Genomic DNA, 22,063 nt, shown 5'->3' on the forward strand with positions numbered 1-22,063 from the left:
ACATGGATGTAAGTCATTAGAATAACGCAGGAGCAGTTATCGAGCCCACTAGGTTACAAACCTCGCACCGCGATTTAATCGCCCCTAGATTGAACAAATTTCAATCCGTAAAGTTCAACACGCCCTAACCTAAATAGCGCTTAGCTTTATTTTCTTTTACGTTTTGTAAGTCTACTAGTACTAACCCATCAATACAGTTGTTAAAGTCGGGGTCGATACTAAAGCTTAAAAATTTTACACCGCCAGGCTTACACAGCTCGGTATATTGCTTAAATAGCGTAGGAACGTGTGCCCCCATATTGGCCAGTACATGTTTTAATTCTACAAAGTCTTCTTTTACATCGTTGCCGCTAAAAACAGTTTTACACTGAGTAAGTTGTTGCTCGCTTAATTTAAACTCGTTATTAGGGGTGGCAAGGTGTTGCTCTGATTTGTAATAGTGTTGATAGTAATATACGAGCATGGCTTTAGCTTGTTCTGGTAAAGCATTAGAGACGCTCACTGCGCCGAATAAGTAACGATATTGCGGGTAGTTTTTAATAAATGCGCCAATACCGTACCATAAGTAGTCTAAGCTTTTACGTCCCCAATACTTAGGTTGCACAAAGCTGCGGCCAAGTTCTATACCTTGCTCTAAATAGGGTTTCATTGCTTGTGTGTAACTAAATAAACTATCGGTGTATAAGCCTTCTCGGCCATGTTTATCTATTATTTCCTTTGCGCAAGCTAGGCGATATGCCCCCACCAACTCTAACTGCGTGGGATCCCATAGCACTAAGTGTTGGTAATCCATATCATATTTGTCGATGTCGCGGCGTTTTCCGCTGCCTTCACCTACCGCTCTAAAGGCGATTTCTCTGAGTCTCCCAAGCTCTCTAAACACCGGTGAGCTCCCCGTGTATTGATATAAATGAATATGCATGCCATCGTGTGTTTTACCTAATAATTGGCAACTCTCTATGGCTTTTTTTAGCTCTTTTCGACACTCAGGAATAGCAATAGGGGTTTGAGTTTTAAGGGGGAGAGGCTTTTTAGTGGTAAGGCGATAAAGTTGTTTACGAATGAGGTTTACGATTTCTTTATCTTTTAAATTTTCGATTAAATATGACTCGGGTGGAATGGAAGCGCCAATTTCAAACTCTAATGACTTTTGACGCTGCTTAAACATTTCTTTTACTAATAATAAGCTCGCAAGCGGTTTATAAATCATTGATGTACCATAAAAAAGCGGGCTGTTTTTGGCTTTTATATAAATAGGTAAAATAGGGCTGTTTGCTTTTTTAGCCATGCGTAAAAAGCCACTGTTCCACTTGCAATCTTTAATTCCGGTAGGGCTTAATCGAGATACTTCACCAGCAGGAAAAATTAACAAAGCACCTTCATTTTTTAAGTGTTTTTGAATATTGCTTAATTCTTGTTTTTTACTGGTACCTGATAAGTTATCTACTGGCAACAGCAATGAATGCATAGGGGTAACCGACATTAGCATTCGATTGGCAACCACTTTTAAATCTTGCCTAACGCTGGATAGTACTTTTATCAGCGCGAGTGCGTCGAGCGACCCAATGGGGTGGTTAGCTACAATAACTAACTTACCTTCGCTGGGTATATTTTCAATTTGCTTTGGTTTGTAGCGGGTATCAAAGTCAAGCTCATCAAGCACTTGCTCAACAAACTCTAGCCCTTGTAAATGGGGGTAAGCATCGCCAAAGGCGACAAATTCTTGTTCATGTAATAAGTAGCCAAGCCCTTTTTTAACTAAACCTTTTACTTTAGGGGAGTTCTCTAATTGTGGTAAGTTTGCTGCTATTACTTTATCAACGCTTATCATATTAACCTCGTTTACAATTTGGCCTATTCGCCTTGCTGTTTAGAGTAAAAAAAGGGTGTGACATTTACTTTGCAGTTGTGTGACTTTTTAAAGAGTAAATAATCAGCAGTAAATTTACTCAATGATGAAGGTAAAAATATTAAAGTTTATAAGGAGTTTACATGTCGGTTTTAGTTGCCATTTCAGGGCGCGATAATACAAAACTAATAGCAAGGCTAACTGAATTGTTACCTAATGAAACTATTGAGCAATGGCCATCGTGTAAAAACCCCAGTGCTGTAGAGTTTGTACTGGCTTGGAATGCCCCGAATGATCTATGGCAACGATTGCCTAATTTAAAAGCCGTTTCTTCATTTGGCGCGGGTGTAGACAGTATTAATATGTCGCTATTGCATGAGCATGTAGATGTGGTGCGTATTGTTGATGAGCAACTAGCCGAGGACATGGCAGAATATGTATTAACTCATGTGTTAGCTCAAAAGCTGCGCTTAAAAGAATACTTTGTTAAACAATCACAAAGTAACTGGAAGCCTAAACGCGCCTATAAATATAAACATGTGGGTATTTTAGGTTTTGGTGAATTAGGAAAAGCATGCGCAGATAAGTTACGCATTAATGGCTTTACGCTAAGTGCATGGTCTAAAACGCCTAAAAAAAGTGAGCAGGTCAAGCTATACACCGAATTACAAGGGCTTGATGAAATGCTGCCCAAAATAGATTTTTTAGTGTGTTTATTGCCACTTACTGAGGCAACTAAAGGAATTATCAACGCACAATTATTAGCAAAGCTCCCTAAGCATGCTTGCGTAATAAATGTAGCAAGGGGTGAGCATGTTATAGAGCCAGATCTATTATCAGCGCTAGATTCAGATAATTTAAGATCGGCAACCCTTGATGTATTCACCGAAGAGCCATTACCAGGCTCTCACCCATTTTGGCAGCACCCAAAAGTGACTATTACTCCACATTGCGCAGCAATATCAGACTTAAATAGTGTTACAGAGCAAATAGCAGAAAATGTTAATCGCTTAAATAGCGGGCTTGAGCTAAACAATCGAGTTAATAGAACAAAAGGTTATTAATAGATAGCCAAACAGTTTAAAAAACAGCTTGTTAACATTTGTAATTTTAATTAATGTAAGGGCTAAACCTATAATAAAAATAATAAGAGTAACGTATGAAATCGAGTCAAGGTGGCGTAAAACTAAGCTTAGTTGTGGTTTCTATTATTGTATTGGGTGTATCGGCATGGTTTAACCAAGCGAGTGCAGATCAAATACCGCAAAGTAAAAACCAAAGTGAGCAAACAACGCAAACCGATTAGAAGTCAATTTTAGAAATTAAGCATGTAACTTACGGCTTAGCTTTAATTATAACTACTCGGCTTATAAAGCTAGTAAAGTAGCGTTTAGCGTTCTTCTACTAGCTTAAAATATCTCGCTACAAGTTATCCATCCCTAAATGAACCCTAAACCCCAAAGGGGCAGAGTAAGTGCCACTTTATTTGTTAAAAGTGAGGCATTAGTTTTGCACTAAAAGCGCTTAGCGTGTATCTCTCTGTTTTCATGTTTTTTCTCATCACTTTTTTTAAGCAACACATACGTTGCGCCGCTGCCACCATGATGCTTAAGGGCCGTATGATACGCCAATACCGCAGGTAGAGCCTGTAGCCACTTATTAACGTAGCTTTTAAGTATACCTGGCTTAGCTTTATTTTTTATACCAATGCCATGGCGTACTAGTACAACGCGTATGTTTCGCTGGTGGCAATCAGTAATAAAGTTAAATAATGTTGTGCGTGCGTTTTTAAGTAATTGGCCATGCAAATCTAATGTGGCATCAACTTGGTATTTAGCTAAGCGTAAGTTTTTAAATACAGCGCTTTGTACGCCGTCTTTTTTAAAACTGAGTAATGCATGCGGGTCTAAAAGTTCTACATGCTCAGTTTGTAAGTAATTTTCATCATTCGTAAGGCTAAGCTCAGCAGCTTTGCGTTTTTCTTGCTGGGCAAGGGTGGCACTAGGGTTACTTGCAAGAGGAGTTACAGTATCGTGGTTTATAGGTTTTACATCTTCCATAGAAGATAAAAATAAATCGAAATCAGATAAAGACATAGTAAGACCTAAATGAGGATTAATACGAGATAAATTTTATCTTAGTTCAATCTGTTCCCCAAGCCTTTTAATTTTTTAAATAAAAAAGCCCAGCAAGGCTGGGCTATAAAATATTCTAAGGAGAAATGTTAACTCTGCGTTACATTAAATTGTCCAAACGTATACACTTTGAACAAGTAAAATGTATTGATCAACACTAAACTCATATTTGAAACAACACTCGACGACATTAAATCCAAGCTAAAAGACAAAAATAACAGTCCACATGCACTAATTGCTGCAACACGCAGTATTGTTATGTGGTTAATAAAGAATGCACCTAAACCTAGTGCAAGTAATACAGTGTTTAAAAGCCAATCTAGCTCGTTTAGCATGGTCGTTTCAATAGTTCAGTTGTTGAAAAAAGGAGCGCCATTATGTTGATCTTTTGCACACCTTTCAACCAAGTAATTTTAAATTTTCAGATTAGTTTTTTTAATGCTAAATGTAGCTGGTTAGGGCTGCAAAAAAGCCATTATTTTTTATTAGTTGATACTTTTGACAGCTTTGCGGCGCCTTTAAATCTGCGCATAAATAAAGGGCGTTACGCTTCTCGTCTAGCTGCGGGTGTAAGTTTGAGTCAAGTAATTTACGGCCATGGCCAAAAACTCCAGGCCAATAAATACTTTCACTCACTAACCCTAATTTTTTATAGGTGAGTAAAGTTGGTTTTGGAAAAATAATGGCTACCGCAAAAATTACAGCCAGCGTAATAAGTAACCATTTTTTAGACTTTACAGGCAGCTCTGCAGGGGTAGATGTTGTTGGCTTAGTTGAAGGTTGCGGTGCTGTTTGCGGCCTATTGCGGGGCTTTTTTACTGGTGCTTTTCTTTTTTGTGGTGTTTTACCAAGCAATGATTGTTTTTTTGTGTTGTTTGACATAAAGCAAATCTGGCCTTTTTAGCGTAGGTCTCTATAATAAAATGATTAAATATCTAGTTATATAATAACTTATACAATGCTTTTAGCCTACGAGGAACATACATGGATACGCAGCTATCGATTTTAATAGTAGATGATGTTAGCACAGTGCGTAGTTTTTTGAGCCAAACGCTCATGCACTTAGGAATAGAAAACGTTAAAGAGGCTTCAACGGCTAAACAATGTATTAGCGAATGCCAAGCAGCTAATTACAATATGATCTTTTTAGATATTGAGCTGCCTGACGGTGATGGTAAAGAGTTAATCGCACAAATTAATGATATTAGCCCTGAAACCAATGTGGTAATGGTGTCGGCTCATTCAGCTGTTGAAAATGTTAAAGAAGCCATAGATAAAGGCGCTAAGGGATTTGTGGTTAAGCCATTTACCCCTAAAAAAATAGCTGCGATGTTGAAAAAGTTTTACCCAGATTTAGAAAGCGTTTAACCATAGATATTTAATACCGATCCACAATTAAATTTAATCGTTTTTAGGGGCTAAACGTGTCGCTATCTGCGTTAAGAAACTCTCATTTACGACTGCATGGATGCAGAGTAATGCAGAAACAATTGCAGAGAACAACTAAACAGCGAATTTTTTACCTTGATACCAACACGCTTTTTCAACCTGAAAATAGCTCACTTAATTATGCGGATTGGTATAATCCGCTAAATCTTATGGGATTATGCGGATTACTAACACTAAAAAGTATTAATGCTAAATTTTAAATATAAAAAAACCGGCCTAAGCCGGTTTTTTAATCATAAAACAAATTATAGCGCTTTAATTTTAGCTGCTAAACGGCTCTTATGACGAGCTGCTTTGTTTTTATGAATTAGACCCTTAGTTGCGTAACGGTCTAGGATAGGTGTAGCAACAGAGAAAGCTTGCTGTGCAGCTTCTTTATCGCCAGCTTCAATAGCAGCGGTTACTTTTTTGAAGTAAGTACGCATCATTGAACGACGGCTTGCGTTGTGCTGACGGTTTTTTTCGCTAGTGATAGCGCGTTTTTTTGCAGACTTGATGTTAGCCAAGGTTTGCTCCTAACAATCTTAAATAAAGCTTAAATTAAAGGCCGTGGAATATGCCTGTTTTTATCATGAATGTCAATGTAATTTTAACAATTCAAGAAAAACTGCTCCTTATAACGAACATCAATTTGCCGCTTTAGCAGTTAATATCGCTATTGTAACAAAGCACAGACGCCCAGCCTAGTGCTTTAAAGCGATTTATAAAAAAGACTGTGGCATAATCGCGTTAACTAAAGGTTTTTAAGTAGGTTTAAGGTGTCAAAAGGATTATTTCGCTCCGGTATGATTGTAAGTTGTATGACAATGATATCGCGTATTTTAGGGTTAGTACGAGATGCCGTCGTTGCAAACTTATTAGGCGCCAGTGCTGCTGCCGATGTTTTTTTATTTGCTAACCGTATTCCCAATTTTTTACGCCGACTATTTGCAGAGGGGGCCTTCGCTCAGGCATTTGTACCTGTACTTAGCGAAATTAAAGAGCACCATGGCGATGATAAGGTTAAGCTATTTGTAGCACAGGCTGCCGGCACGCTGGGCACAATTTTACTTTGTGTGACTATTTTTGGCGTTATTGCCTCGCCTGTTATTGCCGCGTTATTTGGTACTGGCTGGTTTATAGATTGGTGGCATGGCGGCCCAAATGCAGAAAAGTTTGTACTGGCAAGCTCGTTATTAAAGTTAACTTTTCCGTATTTGCTATTTGTTAGTTTGGTGGCACTTAGTGGTGCGGTAATGAATGTGTATAACCGTTTCGCAGTGGCTGCTTTTACGCCCGTATTACTTAATGTTTCAATTATTACTTGCGCTATTTTATTGCATGACCAATTTAGCGTAGGGGCGTATGCGTTAGCCATTGGGGTATTTGTGGGCGGTGTAGTGCAATTGTTGTTTCAGTTACCATTTTTATACCGAGCAAAAATGTTGGCACGTCCTCGCTGGGCGTGGCAAGACGACAACGTTAAAAAAGTGCGTAAGCTTATGCTACCGGCATTATTTGGTGTTTCAATAAGCCAAATTAACCTCCTGCTCGATACCATGATTGCCTCGCTATTAATGACGGGCTCTATCGCATGGCTTTATTATTCAGATAGGTTAATTGAGTTTCCACTAGGTTTATTTGGAATTGGTATTGCCACTGTTATTTTACCCGCACTTTCTAAATTACATAGCAGTAAAAAGCTCAGTGATTTTCAAGATACGTTAGATTGGGGTGTGCGTTTTGTCATTTTTTTAGGCATACCCGCCATGGTCGGCTTAATGATTATAAGCCCGCTTATCATTACTGTACTGTTTGACCACGGTGCATTTAAAGACGCTGATGTTGATCATGTCAAAGCGGTAAGCTTAGGGGTAGTTGCCTACTCGGTAGGGTTAGTTAGCTTTATGCTTATTAAAGTATTAGCGCCGGGTTTTTACTCGCGCCAAGATACCAAAACACCTGTGCGCATTGGTATTATTACGCTGGTGCTTAATATGGTATTTAATATCATGTTAGCCCCGTTTATAGGATATTTAGGGCTTGCTTTAGCAACGTCTATGTCGGCCAGCTGCAACGCTTTTTTACTTTACAGGCAACTTAAAAAAGAAAATGTGTATCAGTTTTCTGCTATGAGCCTACGCTTTACCATAAAATGCATAGTGGCAAGCTTGGTAATGGGCGCGCTAACTTGGTACATCAGCAGCCGTTATTATTGGGCTACATGGCATTTTTCTGAGCAAGTAATGTTGTTAATTGTATTGCTAGTAATTGCTGCAATAAGTTACTTTGCGGTGCTGTTTTTACTCGGTGTAAGACTAAATACGATAAAAAGTGTAGCAACTACTGAATCAAATTAAAAAAAAGATTATAATCGGCAGCCCTGTGGTTTTGAACGATTTTAAAGTCGTTAATAATACTCGCTGAAAAAGGCATTAGGTGGCATGGAGTTAATTAGAGGTATACACAATATTCGAGCGCAACATTATGGTTGTGTGTTGACTATTGGTAATTTTGACGGTGTGCATTTAGGCCATAGCGAAGTGTTAAAAGGGCTGTTAGCTGATGCTAAAGCACATAGCTTACCCAGCACTGTAATGTTGTTTGAGCCGCAGCCGCAAGAGTTTTTTGCTAAAAACAATGCGCCAGCAAGGCTTACTCGGTTACGCGATAAACTTAAGTTACTGAGCAACTTAGGTATTGAACGAGTTATTTGTATTAGCTTTAACCAACAATTTGCCAATATGCACGCTGAGCAATTTGTTAGCGATATTTTAATTAAAAAGCTAGGCGTTAAAGCACTCACAGTAGGTGATGATTTTAAATTTGGTAAACAGCGCCAAGGGAATTTTAATTTACTGCGCAGTATGGGCAAACAAGCGGGCATGGATGTAAAAAGCACCGCGAGTTTTCGCCAATTAAATGCTAGAGTAAGCAGCACACTAATACGTGAAGCATTAGCCGCAGGCGACTTAGAAAATGCAAAGTTAATGCTTGGGCATAATTATGCGATTTCAGGGCGTGTAATACATGGTTGGAAAAGAGGGCGAGAGCTTGGTTTTCGAACTGCAAATATAGCGCTTAAACGCCAAGTTTGCCCTGTAAATGGGGTGTTTGCAGTAAAAGCAAATATTGCCGGAAAACAGGTTTATGGGGTAGCCAATATTGGTAATAAACCCACTTTTAATGGAACGCGTGCTTTGTTAGAAGTTCATCTTTTTGACTTTGCACACGATATATATGGACAGTTTATGCATGTGGAGTTAATAAAAAAACTTCGCAATGAGAAAAAATTCGAGACATTAACACAGTTAACGGCACAAATAGCAACCGACGTTGCCGCCGCAAAACAGTGTTTTGGTTTAAATTAGGTAGCCGATAGATACGGAAAGTAGGATTAATGAGCGACTACAAACATACTTTGAATTTACCGGAAACACAGTTTCCAATGCGTGGCAATTTGGCACAACGTGAACCAAAAATGCTTAAAGCATGGTATGAAGACGACCTGTACGGTCAAATTCGCAGCGCTAAAAAAGGTAAAAAAACCTTTATTTTGCATGACGGCCCTCCGTATGCAAACGGCGATATCCATTTAGGCCACTCAGTAAATAAAATTTTAAAAGACATTATTGTTAAGTCTAAAACTTTATCTGACTTTGATGCACCTTATGTACCTGGTTGGGACTGTCATGGTTTGCCAATTGAGTTAATGGTTGAGAAAAAAGTAGGCAAGCCAGGCGTTAAAGTAACCGCGAGCGAGTTTCGTGAAAAATGCCGTGCTTACGCTAAAAAGCAAGTTGAAGGTCAAAAAGTAGACTTTAAACGTTTAGGTGTGTTTGGCGATTGGGACAAACCTTACTTAACAATGAACTATGACTTTGAAGCAAACGCTATTCGCGTGCTTGGTCGTATTATTAAAAATGGCCACCTTCATAAAGGTGCTAAGCCTGTGCATTGGTGTACAGACTGTGGTTCTGCATTAGCAGAAGCTGAAGTAGAATACCAAGATAAGCAATCACCAGCGATTGACGTACGTTTTACATTTGCCGATCAAGATGCGGTTGTTAATGCCTTTGATTTAGCCGATGGTCATGAAGGGCAAGGCAGTGTAGGTACTGTTATTTGGACTACAACACCGTGGACCTTACCCGCTAACCGTGCCGTAGCTGTGCATGCAGATTTAGAGTACGCCTTAGTACAAGTAGATGATGAAGGCTCACAGCAACGTTTAATTTTAGGCTCAGAGCTTGTTAAAGATGCAATGGACCGTTATGGCTTTAATCATTTCCACGTACTAGGTTATGTTAAAGGTGCAGCACTTGAAAACTTACAGGTTGCTCACCCATTTTACGATTTTGATGTACCGGTAATTGTAGCAGACCACGTTACTACTGACTCAGGTACGGGTGTGGTACATACCGCGCCAGGCCATGGTCAAGAAGATTTCGCGGCAGGCTTAAATTACAACCTTGAAGTAGCAAACCCTGTAGGTGCTAATGGTGTTTATTTACCAGACACAGAGTTATTTGCTGGTCAGCATGTATTTAAAGCAAATGCCAGTGTAATTGACGTACTAACAGAGCGCGGTGCTTTAATGCATCATCATGCGCTTACGCATAGCTACCCGCATTGTTGGCGCCACAAAACGCCTATTATTTTCCGTGCTACACCGCAGTGGTTTGTAAGCATGGATCAGGCTAACTTACGTCAAGACTCGTTAAGCGAAATTAAAAACACGCAATGGTTGCCAGAGTGGGGCGAAAGCCGCATTGCAAACATGGTTGAAGGTCGCCCAGATTGGTGTATTTCACGCCAACGTACTTGGGGTGTGCCAATTGCTTTATTTGTTGATAAAGACACCGGTGCTTTACACCCAAATACGCAAGCGCTTATTGAGCAAGCTGCAGAACTAGTAGAAAAATCAGGCATTCAAGCTTGGTATGACCTAGAGCCAGCAACCTTGTTAGGCGAAGAAGATGCCAAGCAATACATGAAAGTACAAGATACGTTAGATGTATGGTTTGATTCGGGCGTAACACATGCATGTGTTGTTGATGCACGTGAAGAGTTAGTTGGCCCAGCCGATTTATACCTAGAGGGTTCTGATCAGCACCGTGGTTGGTTTATGTCATCAATGATGACCTCAGTTGCGATTAACGGTCACGCACCTTACAAGCAGGTACTAACGCATGGCTTTACCGTAGATGAAAACGGCCGCAAAATGTCAAAGTCGTTAGGCAACGTTATTTCACCACAAAACGTGATGAATAAACTTGGCGCTGACATTTTACGTTTATGGGTAGCCTCTACCGATTACACCGCCGAAATGACGGTATCGGATGAAATATTTAAACGCTCTGCAGACCGCTACCGCCGTATTCGTAACACCAGCCGTTACTTATTAGCTAACCTAAGTGGTTTTGATCCAAAAACAGATCAAGTTGCTGTTGATGATATGGTTGAGCTGGATAAGTGGATTGTTGGCCGTGCAGCCCAATTACAAGAAGAAATTTTAGCAGCCTACGATAGCTACCAAATGCTATTAGTTACGCAAAAGCTAATGAACTTCTGTACAGGTGAGCTTGGTTCGTTCTACTTAGATGTAATTAAAGACCGCCAGTACACAGCGAAAAGCGACAGTCATGCACGTCGTTCTTGTCAAACTGCGCTTTACCATATTGCTGAAGCAATGACGCGTTGGATGGCACCAATTATGAGCTTTACAGCGCAAGAAATCTGGGAAGCATTACCGGGTGAGCGTAGCGATTACGTATTTACATCAGTATGGTACGACGGTCTACACGCACCGACAAACAGCCAATTTAGCAACGATGACTGGCAAGCGATTCTAAATGTACGTGACGAAGTAAACCGCGTACTAGAAGCAGCCCGTAAAGAAGAAGTTATTGGTGCAACGCTGCAAGCGAGCGTTGACTTATACGCCGAAAAAGCACTGGCTGATAAGTTAGCAGCATTAGGTGATGAGTTACGTTTTGTATTACTAACGTCTGCGGTGAATGTATCTGCAGTAGATAGCCAGCCAAGTGATACGCAAACAACCGAAATTGAAGGTTTATACATTAGCGTAGCAGCCACAGATGCAACTAAATGTGAGCGTTGTTGGCATTACAGTGATGATGTAGGTTCAGAACCTGCTCACCCTGAAATTTGTGGTCGTTGTGTAAGCAATGTTGACGGCGAAGGTGAAAAGCGTCAATTCGCTTAGGAGTTTTACTCAGTGAGCAAACTAGCCCAAAAAAGTGGTTTAGTGTGGCTTTGGTTAAGTCTATTACTACTTGTAATAGACTTTGCCAGCAAAACACTTGTTGTAAATACCATGGCTTATCAAGAGTCGATTAATTTACTACCCGTTTTTAGTATTACTTACGTCCATAATTATGGTGCAGCCTATAGCTTTTTAAGCGAAGCGGGCGGTTGGCAGCGTTGGTTTTTAAGCTTTATTGCCATTGCTATTAGTGCGCTACTGGTGTGGTGGTTAAAGCGTTTACCAGCGACGAATAAAATACTGTGTAGCGCCTATGCATTAGTACTTGCCGGTGCTATTGGTAATTTATATGACCGTGTTGCATATGGCTATGTAATTGACTTTATACATGTGTTTTATAAAAACTCGCATTTTCCAGTATTTAATATTGCCGACTGTGCAATTTGTATTGGTGCCGCATTATTATTATTTGATGCCTTTACAGGCGAAAGTCCGAAGGAGCATAAAGCATGAGCCAAGCTGTAATTGGTGAAAACTCAGAGGTTATTTTTCACTTTTCTATTAAACTAGAAGATGGCTCTGCCGCAGACTCAACTAAGGTGCATAATAAACCGGCCAAGCTAACGATGGGTGATGGCAGCTTAACGGCTAATTTTGAAAAGTGCTTACTAGGTTTAAGTGCAGGCGAAAGCAAAACGTTTGAGCTTGAGCCAGAGGACGCCTTTGGCCAACCTAATCCAGATAATATTTACTATGTAGAACGCAGTAAATTTGGTGCAGAAACACCCGCTAAAGTCGGCGCTATTATTGCCTTTACTCAGCCAGATGGTACTGAGCTGCCAGGACTGGTTCGTGAAGTGCAAGGTGAGTCGGTTACTATAGATTTTAATCATCCGTTAGCAGGGCAACGTTTAACGTTTGAAGTAGACATTATTGAGGTGCAAGGCTAATGGATATTTTATTAGCGAACCCACGAGGCTTTTGTGCAGGGGTAGATCGTGCAATTAGCATAGTAGAGCGCGCTTTAGATATTTTTGAAAAGCCAATTTACGTACGCCACGAGGTCGTTCATAACCGCTACGTAGTAGATGGTTTAAAAAACCGTGGTGCCGTATTTGTTGAAGAGCTAGACCAAGTACCTGATGACAGCATTGTTATTTTTAGCGCCCACGGAGTATCGCAAGCAGTTCGCTCAGAAGCTAAACGCCGCGATTTAAAAGTATTTGATGCAACATGCCCATTAGTTACTAAAGTGCATATGGAAGTAACGCGTGCGAGCCGTAAAGGTATTGAGTGTATTTTAATTGGTCACCATGGTCACCCAGAAGTAGAGGGTACTATGGGGCAGTATGATAATAACGACGGTGGTATTTACCTTGTAGAAACCGCTGAAGATGTTGCCAAACTTAACGTTAAAAATGCTGATAACCTATTTTATTGTAGCCAAACTACGCTTTCGGTAGATGACACTGCAGATGTAATTGATGCGTTGCGCGAAAAATTCCCCGCAATTGATGGCCCGCGCAAAGATGATATTTGTTATGCCACACAAAACCGCCAAGATGCTGTGCGTGATTTAGCAGACAAAGTAGATGTGCTGTTAGTTGTGGGGGCAAAAAACAGCTCTAACTCTAACCGTTTACGTGAACTTGCAGATAAAATGGGCACTACGGCTTATTTAATTGATGATGCAACTGATGTGCAAGAGCAATGGGTTTGTGAGTCTAAGTCTGTTGGTGTTACGGCTGGTGCCTCTGCGCCAGAAGTGCTTGTACAACAAGTTATTGCACGTTTAAAAGAGCTAGGTGGCAAGCAGGTAGTAGAAAACCCAGGTGAAGAAGAGAATATCGTATTTGCCGTTCCTGTTGAGCTGCGTTAATCTATATAAATTAATTATTTAGATTACAAGGAGAGCCGTTATGAGCAAGTTGCCGCAAGGTGAAACATTGCTTTTTTCGGCTCTTTTTAATGAGCGAGGGGTACTTGCCTCGCTTATTGTTACCCAAGTTGTTGCTACTATTTTAGCGTTTGCTCCTTTTGTTGAAGGGGATAGCTGGCAAAGCCTTGGCGTAATTAGTTTATTTTCTCATATGACCGTTTTGGTCAGTATTTCTGTTTTATACTCTTTTCGGCGTGTTTTACAAAAAAAGTCGCAAACCACCCAACTTTTTGCTTTTTTTATTTCCTTTTTAGTCAGTACCGCTTTATTTAGTGTACTGTGTGCCCGCTACTTTTTAGATATTGCAAATAATGAAACGAGCATTTATTTTGTACTACGAAACTGCTTAATTGTTTTTTTGATTACGGCTTTATTTGTACAGTTTTTAATGATTTATTTCGAAAAAGAGCAGCAAACAAAAGCGCTCTCTCGCGCGGAGCTTGATGCTTTGCAAGCCAGAATTCGCCCTCATTTTTTGTACAATAGCCTTAATACTGCTGCCGAGCTAACACACCACGATGCCGATGCTGCAGAGCAAGCAATACTTGCGCTTGCGGCGCTGTCGCAAGCGGCTATGCGCTCGGGGCAGCGCGTTTCACTTGAAGATGAGCTGACCTTATCAAAACAATATGTTGCGCTTGAAACATGGCGTTTTGGCAACCGCTTAAAGGTTAACTGGCATGTACCTGCTGATTTACCTGACCTTGATATACCGTGCTTAACCCTTCAGCCGTTAATAGAAAATGCGGTATGCCATGGTGTAGAGCCCAGTGAGACAGGGGCCGTTATTCGTGTTGAGCTACATGTAACAACAGGGTATTTAACATTAATTGTTTCTAACCCAATCACTCACAATGAAGCGTTAAAAAGACCAAATAACGGTATGGCTCTCGAAAATATTCGTCAGCGATTGTTTATCTATTACAAAGAAAAAGCACAACTAACGATCACACAAAAAGAGGATGTATTTAGAGTAAAAGTGGTGATCCCTAAGCAGTTTGAGAACCCCCAATGAATGTTGTAATTATTGATGATGAACCGCTAGCTCGCGCTAGAATAAAGCGGCTACTGCAGCACAACGAGCATATTTTAGTTAAAGGCGAAGGTGATAACGGCGCGCAGGGGCTTGCTATTATTAAGCAGGTTCAACCCGATTTGGTGTTTTTAGATATAGATATGCCGGGTATTAATGGCCTAGAAGTAGCACAGAAACTAAATACGCTAAGTGTGCCACCGGCAATAGTATTTGTAACCGCTTACCCCGAGCATGCACTTGATGCGCTACAGCTCAGTGCCGCAGGGTACTTAGTAAAACCAGTTACTGAACAGGCATTAAATAAAGTGTTAGGGCAAGTAGGGCGTTTAAATAAAGCGCATATGCAAAAACAGCAATCTACAAAAATTAGTTATCAGCTTGGTGGTACAATGAAAAGTATTGAACTTGATCAAGTGTATTACTTTAATGCCCAAGAAAAATACACCAATATGGTATTTCAAGGGGGCGAGGCCCTGATTGAGCAAAGTTTAAAGCAGCTTGAGCAACGCTATCCAACATTATTGTTACGCATTCACAGAAATACCCTTATAAACAAACAAAAGCTTGTTGCGCTGCATACCCAAAGCTCAGGTGTACATAGTGTAGAACTAGCTGGGTGTAAGGAGCAATTAAGCGTGAGTAGGCGAGAGCTAAAAACAGTAAAAAATATTCTACAGTAACTTTGTTTACCGTTTATCAACAAATTTAACCGCTTGTCCTAGTATTTATTGCATAACCACTTTCAATGCATAAACTTATAATTAGATAAAATTTATTTGGTTTTACTATGCATTCACCTCACAAAAAACCTCAAAAAGGCTTTACCTTAATTGAAGTGCTGATTGCGTTTATTATTTTAAGCTTTGGCTTATTAGGCGCTGTTGCACTGCAAGCAAAAGCTAAACAGGCAAGCTTTGACTCTATGCAGCGTGCAGCAGCAGTAGCGTTAGGAAATGATATTATTCAGCGCATTAGAGCAAATGATACCGCGCAGCTCGTTGCTTTATATACGCAAACCTTCACAAGTAAAACATCAACGACTACCTCTACGACTTGTTTTAGTGGGTCATGTACTGCTGCGCAAGTTGCAGCTCTTGATTTACAGCAATGGAAACGCGCTATTCGTGCGCGCGAAAACACAGGCTCATTGGATGATGCCACTGTATGTATAAATCCTACGGCCGCAGCAGGTACGGGCGGGCGTGGGTTTAATATTGAAGTCATAGTGTCTTGGCAAGGCCGCCAAGAGTTTAATGCTAATGATGAAACCAAAGCACTTAAATGCGGTACTGATGACAAAAAACGCCGTTTGGTTGCATTAAATAGCTATATATACCTAAGGAGCTAAGATGAGACAAAAAGGTTTTACACTAATCGAAATGATGATTTCATTATTTATTGGTGGGCTTATTTTAGGCGGGGTGATGTTTACCTATATTGGCATGAAAGTAACCACAAAAGACACAATGACAATAGGCGAGCTACAAGAGTCTGGCCGGTTAGCCATTAATATAATGCAGCGTGATATTGAGCAAGTGGGCTTTTGGGGCACTTACTACGATGATTCATTTACTGCAGCAAACACACAAACGTTGGCTAACCCCGGGGGGGATTGCTTTGAAGGGCTTAATAACGGTAGCTTCCCAGATTTAGCATCCGCTAGTAATTTCAGAACTATTTATGCAAAAGAAGCCAGTTCAACAAGCGAGCTTAACTGCATAAGTAAGCCCATAGCAGGAACTGATATTTTACAAATTAAGTTTTTACAAGGCGAGCAGCTAACTGTAGATGGCACTACGAACGAAACACAAGCAGGTGAAAACTATTTTATAGCTGAGCAAGAAAGCGCTGAGTTTGCTCGAGGCGTTGTAGGTGCAGGTAGTTTAAACGTAAATGCCACAGTGTGGCCTTATAGTCACCATGTTTATTACCTCGCAGAGCAAACTTATACGGTAAACAATAAAAGCCTTAAAGTGCCAGCATTAATGCGTAAACGCTTAAATGGCGCCAATATGAAAGCCGAAACAATTATGGAGGGCGTTGAAAACATGCGCTTTGTTTTTGGTTTAGATACAGACAGTGATAGCCGTGTTGATTCGTACCGAAGTATTGACGACATGCAGCACTTTGATTGGGAAAACCGAAAAAGCATCTTAACAGTGCAAGTTTTTTTATTAGTAAGAGCACTGCAGCCAGATCCAGGTCTTAAAATAAAAAATCAAACCTATATTTTAGGTGAAGATGAAGACGCTCGAGAGCTTACTTTTAACGACTCTTACAGAAGAACAGTATTTACCACCACCATTCGTTTAAATAACGTGGGAGCAAATTTATGGCGTATCTAAGTCAACACGCAAATAAACAACAAGGTGTAGTGCTTATTACAGCCCTCATTATGGTTATTGCAGTAACGGGTATTGCCGTTACATTAATGAGCAGTAGTAGCGTTGACATAAAAATTACCAATGCAGCCCAAGAGCGCGAAGTGGCTGAAAATGAGCTTATTGGTGAAGTACAGCGTATGATTTCTGATGAAGCAAGCAAAGGCGCTGCTAATCAGTTTTTTTTAACGCCAGATGAAGTATCAAGCCATGCAGGCGCAGACGATGAGGGAATGGTCATCGCCGCGCATGACGATATGCAAAGTAAAATGGTAAACCTAAATCAGGGGGCACTTGATTTAGAGTGTCCCCGCAGATTTAATTTTACTGCGGGTATATCGTGCAACATGTTGCAAGTTTCTACCACTATTAAATACGGCTCTAAAGCAAAACACGAACTTACAATTGTAACCGGTGTTGCTCAAGAAATGGCCAGTATAAGTAAGGGGATTTAAAGATGAAAACGAATAAAGTTCTCGCCTCTTTAATTGGCATCACTTTAAGCAGCTATGTTGCTGCTGAAGATATAGAGTTGTATGTAAACCATGATGTGGATGTGGAAGAAAAACCGCGTGTACTGTTAATTTTTGATACATCAGGCAGTATGGCTTTTTCATCAACTAATGGTAATAGCTGTGGTTATAATAATTTTTTAGGCTTATTTAACTTATGCATAGATAGCCGCCTCGCTGCTGCGCAATTTGCCATGAATAAAGTGGTATTAGATAACGAAGACACTATCGATTTTGGTCTAATGCGCTTTGAAAGAAATTCAGCTGGAGGATATGTTGTAAATGGTGTTGGTAGTGATTCATCCGTGGTACGTACTTCTATTGCCGGGTTACCAGCAGATGGGGGAACACCGTTAACAGAGACACTCTGGGAAGCATATTTGTATATTACTGGGCAGGAGGTTCAATACGGAGAGGGTGTCACAACTCTAGAGCGTGATACAAGTGTTGAAAGCAGTACTACTGTCCAAGTTGAGCAACAGTCTTGCGTTTGGAGAGGGCCATGGTGGAATCGTCGACAAGTTTGTAATACGGTTTATGTGCCGGAAACAAGATTTACTTATATATCACCATTTGCAGACAGTGAAGCTGAAGCAGCTCGTTGTGATAATTCAATTAATATTATTTACATGACCGATGGTGATCCATCTAATGACAACGGCAGTGATAGTGATATTAGTGATGAACATGAAAAGTACTTTGGAGAGCCATTAAACTGGAGCACCGATAGCTATTACAGTAACTACTTACATCAAATGGCTAAAATTATCCACGGTACAAGTGATGTTACTGTTGATTTATACCCAGCTACCCCCGATATTCACGAAACAGGCCGCTTGTACACGATAGGCTTTGGCTCAGGTATGAGCGCAAACGGGCAAGAACTATTAAGGCGCGCAGCCTTATTAGGTGGTGGTGAAAACTTACCAGCAAGCACGCCAGATGAGCTTTCTAACTCGCTAAATAGTGCTATTTCTCGGATTCGTGAAGTTAACGATAGCTTTTCATCGCCTTCAGTAGCAAGTAACAACGTAGATCAAACACGTAGCCGCGATGCTATCTACTTTGCCATGTTCTACCCAGAAACAAACACACGGTGGGGCGGTAATTTAAAAAAATTAAAAGTATCAGGAAGCGAAATAGTCGATTCAGCGGATAACACTGCGCTTGATTCAAACGGTCTAATAGACACTGATGCTAAAACATTTTGGTTGCCAGATGGGCAGTCTGCCGATGGTAACTTAGTAGCACAAGGAGGTGTAAATTATCACTTGTCTTCATTAACAGGCTCACCCGCTGAATACAGGCGTAATCTTTATACCGATAAACAAGGCGATATAGTTGAGTTTACCACTAATATTGTGAGCGATATTTTAGATTTAGTCACCAAGAACCCAATTAGCCTAGCCAGCTCTGATATTAAATGGGCAATGGGAATAGATGTTGATGATGAAGATAATGATGGCTCTAACACAGATCAACGTAGTGATATTTTTGGCGATCCTTTGCATTCTAAGCCCGTAGCAATCGACTATGGTAATGATGACATACGTATATTAATTGGTACTAACGCCGGCTTTTTACATATGTTTAAAGATGATGATACTAATAACCAAGTAACAGAAAGCTGGGCATTCATCCCCTCTGACCTTTACGATATTATTCAGCCCTTACGCAATAAAGACACTGGTAAACTCTATGGTATGGACGGCCCAATCAGTGTTTATTTTAGTGATAAGAGCTTGAATGATGAAGGTATCAACGATGGTATTGTTGATGCGAGCGATGGTGATGACGTGTGGGCGTTTGCAGGTATGCGCCGTGGTGGGAAAAACTATTATGCCTTTGATATTACTAACCCTGATCAGCCAAAAAAACTATGGGATAATCCTATAGAGGGCGGTAAAGGCGATTTTAAAGAGCTTGCTCAAACGTGGTCAAAACCCCAAATAGCCTACATAAAAGCATTTGGTGATAAACCATTACTCGTTTTTGGTGCAGGGTATGACACGAATAAAGATGCCGTGGTAAGAAGTGAAGACTCAGTTGGTCGTGGTATTTATATTGTAGAAGCCGAAACAGGCAAAAAAGTGTGGGCTTTAACACCAAGCGAAAATGGATTTAAAGGTAAACACTCGATTGCAGCAAATGTATCAACGCTTGACTCAGATTACGATGGTTACATTGATCGAATTTATGCTGCCGATACCGGAGGCGATATTTGGCGTATTGATATGCCAGGCACAAGCACCAGTAATTTCACGCACTTCAAACTTGCAGAACTAGGTAGTAGTTTAGCAAGCCAAGACCGTAGATTTTTTTACCAGCCACTGGTGGCACGTACACTTTATAGTAAAGTAAGCGAAACAACAATTAATGGTGAAACAGTCATTACACGCTTAGATACACCGTATGATGCCATAGTAATAGGTAGCGGAAATCGCTCCAAACCAACAGGTACAAATGAAGACGATCAGCTGTTTATGATAAGAGATGAAAACACTGTAACTCAGTCATTCACGAGTGCCCCTACAGCGATTAAACCTGCAGATTTAATGCTTATGAACAGCGACCCGTTTGGTAATGCATTGGATGATGTAGATGAGTTTGTTGATTTAGAAGTTGATTTAGCTAAATTTAAAGGCTGGCGTTATGAATTAGGCACCGGCGAAAAGTCTTTAGCAGCAGCTACAGTGGTTGGCGGTGTCGCTTACTATACTAGCTTTACACCTTCATCTGAAACTTCGACAGAGAATCAATGTTCGTTAAGTGGCGGTGGCGGCTCGTTATATGCGTTCCATTTACATTATGGCACCAAAGTATATGACGACCTAAAATTTATTACTAGTTATGATGTGCCTGACACACCACAATTGTACTTCGGTGAAGGGCCTTCTTGTGCAGATGGCAACGGTGATGGTATGTGTGATGATAACCCAACCATTGAAGTGACCGAAGAAAGTCAGTTTTATCTAATTGGACCAGGAATAAAAGGCGAAAATGCACAAAATCCAATGAAGCCAGTAGAAATTATGGGGCCAGGTTTAACGGTTGTAGATGGTACCGTACAATTAGTGAATGACAATGATAGCGTAGGGTTTGGTTTTAAAACGCAACAAACCTATATTTATAAACGTGAAGAAAATGATGAAATTGATGATTAAGGAATATTAATGAATAAACAAGCACGCGGATTCACGTTAATAGAGCTAATGATAGCCGTAGCTATTGTAGGGATTTTAGCCTCAATAGCACTGCCAAATTATACTGAGTATGTAAAACGCTCTTCTCGGGCCGAGGCCGCAGCGGCGCTTTTAGACGCTGCTAACAAACAAGAGCAGTACTTTGTAGATAATCGTGAGTACACAGAGACATTTTCTGACTTAGGTATACAAGACACCACAGAAAACGGCCATTTTGAACTGTCGATTGATGTGGATGATGACGACAATACCTTTATAATTACAGCTAAACCTATTGCGGGTGCAGTAAAAGGCGACGGTGATTGCACACAAATTACAATCACTGACACTGGTTACAAAGGCGCTAAAGGAACCAAAGGTAACTCAGATGTTGAGTATTGTTGGGGGCGTTAACTAGGGCGTGTTGAACTTTGATGGTTGAATTTGCAGCAGCATGTTTGGTTTTTAGGCAAGGCAGAGCCTATGAAGTGTGGTTGTTCCCCATAAATAGGCGATAACGCAGCATAAATGCTAAACATGCGCTGCCCTTCGGGTTCTGCCTAGGGGCGATAAACTCTTTGTTGCCTACATGGATGTAGGTAAGGGGCGTGAGTAGGACGCGGAAGCTTTGCTCGGTTTTTACTTATTCTTACATGGATGTAAGTCATTAGAATAACGCAGGAGCAGTTATCGAGCCCACTAGGTTACAAACCTCGCGCCGCGATTTAATCGCCCCTAGATTGAACAAATTTCAATCCGCAAAGGTCAACACGCCCTAGTTGCTCTGACACTTATCGGTTGATTTAACACGTATTCGGCCTGTTTGACTCACAGATAAAGCCAGCCCCTCAAGGTTGGCTTTATCTTTATTGGGGCAATATATAAATGTTCCGTTTTGAAAACCATTCAAAGAGCCGTCAGGTCTAAAGGTAATTGCACTACGAGGGTATTGCATAGAATCTGCAACGTGCACTTTTTCAAATGTGCTCAATAGTAAGTCATCGGTGTCTAGTGACGTAGACTTATCGTTATCAATAAACAGCGACATTTGCCCATCCCACTCATCTTTAGTGCATTGATTATCTTTTAAGCCACATAAAGTTACATAAGTGCCATTCTCAATGGCATAAAGGCGGCCATAATTAATGTTTCTGTGCAGCAAACTAACATGATTGTCGGCTCGGTTTTTCGCTAAAAAATCAGGAAAAACCGATAGAGAAATTTGGCTAACAATACTCACAATAGCAATAGATGCCATTAATTCTAAAAGCGTATAACCAGCCTGAGTTTGGGTAGATAACCTCATCCCTGAAGCCCTGAGTCAAAAAATATATTAGCTCAGTGTAGTAAATGATAGAAATATGACAATATA

Annotated in this window: 22 protein-coding genes; 16 read left to right on the forward strand and 6 right to left on the reverse strand. The window is 40.5% G+C overall.

What is annotated here, in order from left to right:
• Nucleotides 1–124 precede the first annotated feature (124 nt).
• Nucleotides 125–1,831: a lysophospholipid acyltransferase family protein gene (locus WDB87_RS10515; RefSeq protein WP_273609780.1), complete on the reverse strand. Its 1,707-nt coding sequence runs from the start codon at nt 1,829–1,831 to the stop codon at nt 125–127.
• A gap of 161 nt (nt 1,832–1,992) precedes the next feature.
• Between WDB87_RS10515 and WDB87_RS10520 the strand changes: the two genes are divergently transcribed.
• Both WDB87_RS10520 and WDB87_RS10525 read left to right on the forward strand, forming a co-directional pair.
• Nucleotides 1,993–2,913: a 2-hydroxyacid dehydrogenase gene (locus tag WDB87_RS10520; RefSeq protein WP_286244911.1), complete on the forward strand. Its 921-nt coding sequence runs from the start codon at nt 1,993–1,995 to the stop codon at nt 2,911–2,913.
• A gap of 95 nt (nt 2,914–3,008) precedes the next feature.
• Nucleotides 3,009–3,155, forward strand: a complete 147-nt coding sequence (locus WDB87_RS10525; protein WP_273609778.1) for a hypothetical protein — start codon at nt 3,009–3,011, stop codon at nt 3,153–3,155.
• A 208-nt stretch (nt 3,156–3,363) separates the two neighbouring features.
• Here WDB87_RS10525 and smrA read toward each other — a convergent pair whose 3' ends face one another.
• From smrA to WDB87_RS10540, 3 genes are all read right to left on the reverse strand, one after another.
• On the reverse strand, nt 3,364–3,945 hold the full coding sequence (smrA, locus tag WDB87_RS10530) for a DNA endonuclease SmrA (protein ID WP_273609777.1): 582 nt from the start codon (nt 3,943–3,945) through the stop codon (nt 3,364–3,366).
• 128 nt (nt 3,946–4,073) lie between these two features.
• Nucleotides 4,074–4,319 carry a hypothetical protein gene (locus WDB87_RS10535; protein WP_286244910.1) on the reverse strand — a complete coding sequence of 82 codons (246 nt, stop codon included), beginning with the start codon at nt 4,317–4,319 and terminating at the stop codon, nt 4,074–4,076.
• 106 nt (nt 4,320–4,425) lie between these two features.
• Nucleotides 4,426–4,866, reverse strand: a complete 441-nt coding sequence (locus WDB87_RS10540; RefSeq protein WP_337849851.1) for a hypothetical protein — start codon at nt 4,864–4,866, stop codon at nt 4,426–4,428.
• 102 nt (nt 4,867–4,968) lie between these two features.
• Here WDB87_RS10540 and WDB87_RS10545 point away from each other — a divergent pair, with 102 nt between their 5' ends.
• Complete coding sequence (locus WDB87_RS10545; RefSeq protein ID WP_273609774.1) at nt 4,969–5,352, forward strand: response regulator; 384 nt, start codon at nt 4,969–4,971, stop codon at nt 5,350–5,352.
• Between the two features lie 326 nt (nt 5,353–5,678).
• On the opposite strand, the gene rpsT is transcribed toward WDB87_RS10545, so the two are convergent.
• Nucleotides 5,679–5,939, reverse strand: coding sequence for a 30S ribosomal protein S20 (rpsT, locus tag WDB87_RS10550; protein ID WP_004588355.1), 261 nt, complete (start codon nt 5,937–5,939; stop codon nt 5,679–5,681).
• A gap of 294 nt (nt 5,940–6,233) precedes the next feature.
• Between rpsT and murJ the strand changes: the two genes are divergently transcribed.
• The 13 genes from murJ to WDB87_RS10615 all read left to right on the forward strand — a co-directional run bounded on the left by murJ (nt 6,234) and on the right by WDB87_RS10615 (nt 21,105).
• Complete coding sequence (gene murJ, locus WDB87_RS10555) at nt 6,234–7,772, forward strand: murein biosynthesis integral membrane protein MurJ (protein WP_374761383.1); 1,539 nt, start codon at nt 6,234–6,236, stop codon at nt 7,770–7,772.
• 84 nt (nt 7,773–7,856) lie between these two features.
• Entirely contained in the window at nt 7,857–8,783 is a 927-nt protein-coding gene (ribF, locus tag WDB87_RS10560; protein ID WP_273609772.1) for a bifunctional riboflavin kinase/FAD synthetase, read from the forward strand.
• A 29-nt stretch (nt 8,784–8,812) separates the two neighbouring features.
• The gene (gene ileS / locus WDB87_RS10565; RefSeq protein ID WP_273609771.1) at nt 8,813–11,641 is read left to right on the forward strand and encodes an isoleucine--tRNA ligase; all 2,829 of its coding nucleotides are present in this window, start codon (nt 8,813–8,815) and stop codon (nt 11,639–11,641) included.
• Nucleotides 11,642–11,653: 12 nt separating this feature from the next.
• The gene (gene lspA, locus WDB87_RS10570) at nt 11,654–12,154 is read left to right on the forward strand and encodes a signal peptidase II (RefSeq protein WP_089348231.1); all 501 of its coding nucleotides are present in this window, start codon (nt 11,654–11,656) and stop codon (nt 12,152–12,154) included.
• Entirely contained in the window at nt 12,151–12,591 is a 441-nt protein-coding gene (fkpB, locus tag WDB87_RS10575; RefSeq protein WP_004588360.1) for an FKBP-type peptidyl-prolyl cis-trans isomerase, read from the forward strand. The genes lspA and fkpB overlap by 4 nt, the downstream gene beginning before the upstream one ends.
• Nucleotides 12,591–13,520, forward strand: a complete 930-nt coding sequence (gene ispH, locus WDB87_RS10580; RefSeq protein ID WP_273609770.1) for a 4-hydroxy-3-methylbut-2-enyl diphosphate reductase — start codon at nt 12,591–12,593, stop codon at nt 13,518–13,520. The genes fkpB and ispH overlap by 1 nt, the downstream gene beginning before the upstream one ends.
• 40 nt (nt 13,521–13,560) lie before the next feature.
• Entirely contained in the window at nt 13,561–14,595 is a 1,035-nt protein-coding gene (locus WDB87_RS10585; RefSeq protein ID WP_337849852.1) for a sensor histidine kinase, read from the forward strand.
• A complete protein-coding gene (locus WDB87_RS10590; RefSeq protein WP_337849853.1) occupies nt 14,592–15,296 on the forward strand; it encodes a LytR/AlgR family response regulator transcription factor in 705 nt (234 codons plus the stop codon). The genes WDB87_RS10585 and WDB87_RS10590 overlap by 4 nt, the downstream gene beginning before the upstream one ends.
• Before the next feature lie 107 nt (nt 15,297–15,403).
• Nucleotides 15,404–15,964, forward strand: a complete 561-nt coding sequence (pilV, locus tag WDB87_RS10595) for a type IV pilus modification protein PilV (RefSeq protein ID WP_273609767.1) — start codon at nt 15,404–15,406, stop codon at nt 15,962–15,964.
• Nucleotide 15,965: 1 nt separating this feature from the next.
• Nucleotides 15,966–16,961, forward strand: coding sequence for a PilW family protein (locus tag WDB87_RS10600; protein ID WP_273609766.1), 996 nt, complete (start codon nt 15,966–15,968; stop codon nt 16,959–16,961).
• Nucleotides 16,949–17,452, forward strand: a complete 504-nt coding sequence (locus WDB87_RS10605; RefSeq protein WP_273609765.1) for a pilus assembly protein PilX — start codon at nt 16,949–16,951, stop codon at nt 17,450–17,452. The genes WDB87_RS10600 and WDB87_RS10605 overlap by 13 nt, the downstream gene beginning before the upstream one ends.
• A 2-nt stretch (nt 17,453–17,454) precedes the next feature.
• Nucleotides 17,455–20,673, forward strand: coding sequence for a PilC/PilY family type IV pilus protein (locus WDB87_RS10610; RefSeq protein ID WP_337849854.1), 3,219 nt, complete (start codon nt 17,455–17,457; stop codon nt 20,671–20,673).
• A 9-nt stretch (nt 20,674–20,682) separates the two neighbouring features.
• Nucleotides 20,683–21,105 carry a type IV pilin protein gene (locus tag WDB87_RS10615; RefSeq protein WP_273609763.1) on the forward strand — a complete coding sequence of 141 codons (423 nt, stop codon included), beginning with the start codon at nt 20,683–20,685 and terminating at the stop codon, nt 21,103–21,105.
• Nucleotides 21,106–21,466: 361 nt separating this feature from the next.
• Here the strand turns inward: WDB87_RS10615 and WDB87_RS10620 are convergent, their stop codons facing one another.
• Nucleotides 21,467–21,997, reverse strand: coding sequence for a GspH/FimT family pseudopilin (locus WDB87_RS10620; protein WP_273609762.1), 531 nt, complete (start codon nt 21,995–21,997; stop codon nt 21,467–21,469).
• Nucleotides 21,998–22,063 lie beyond the last annotated feature (66 nt).

This window comes from Pseudoalteromonas sp. C12FD-1, assembly GCF_037414265.1.
In the GTDB taxonomy this organism is placed as follows: domain Bacteria; phylum Pseudomonadota; class Gammaproteobacteria; order Enterobacterales; family Alteromonadaceae; genus Pseudoalteromonas.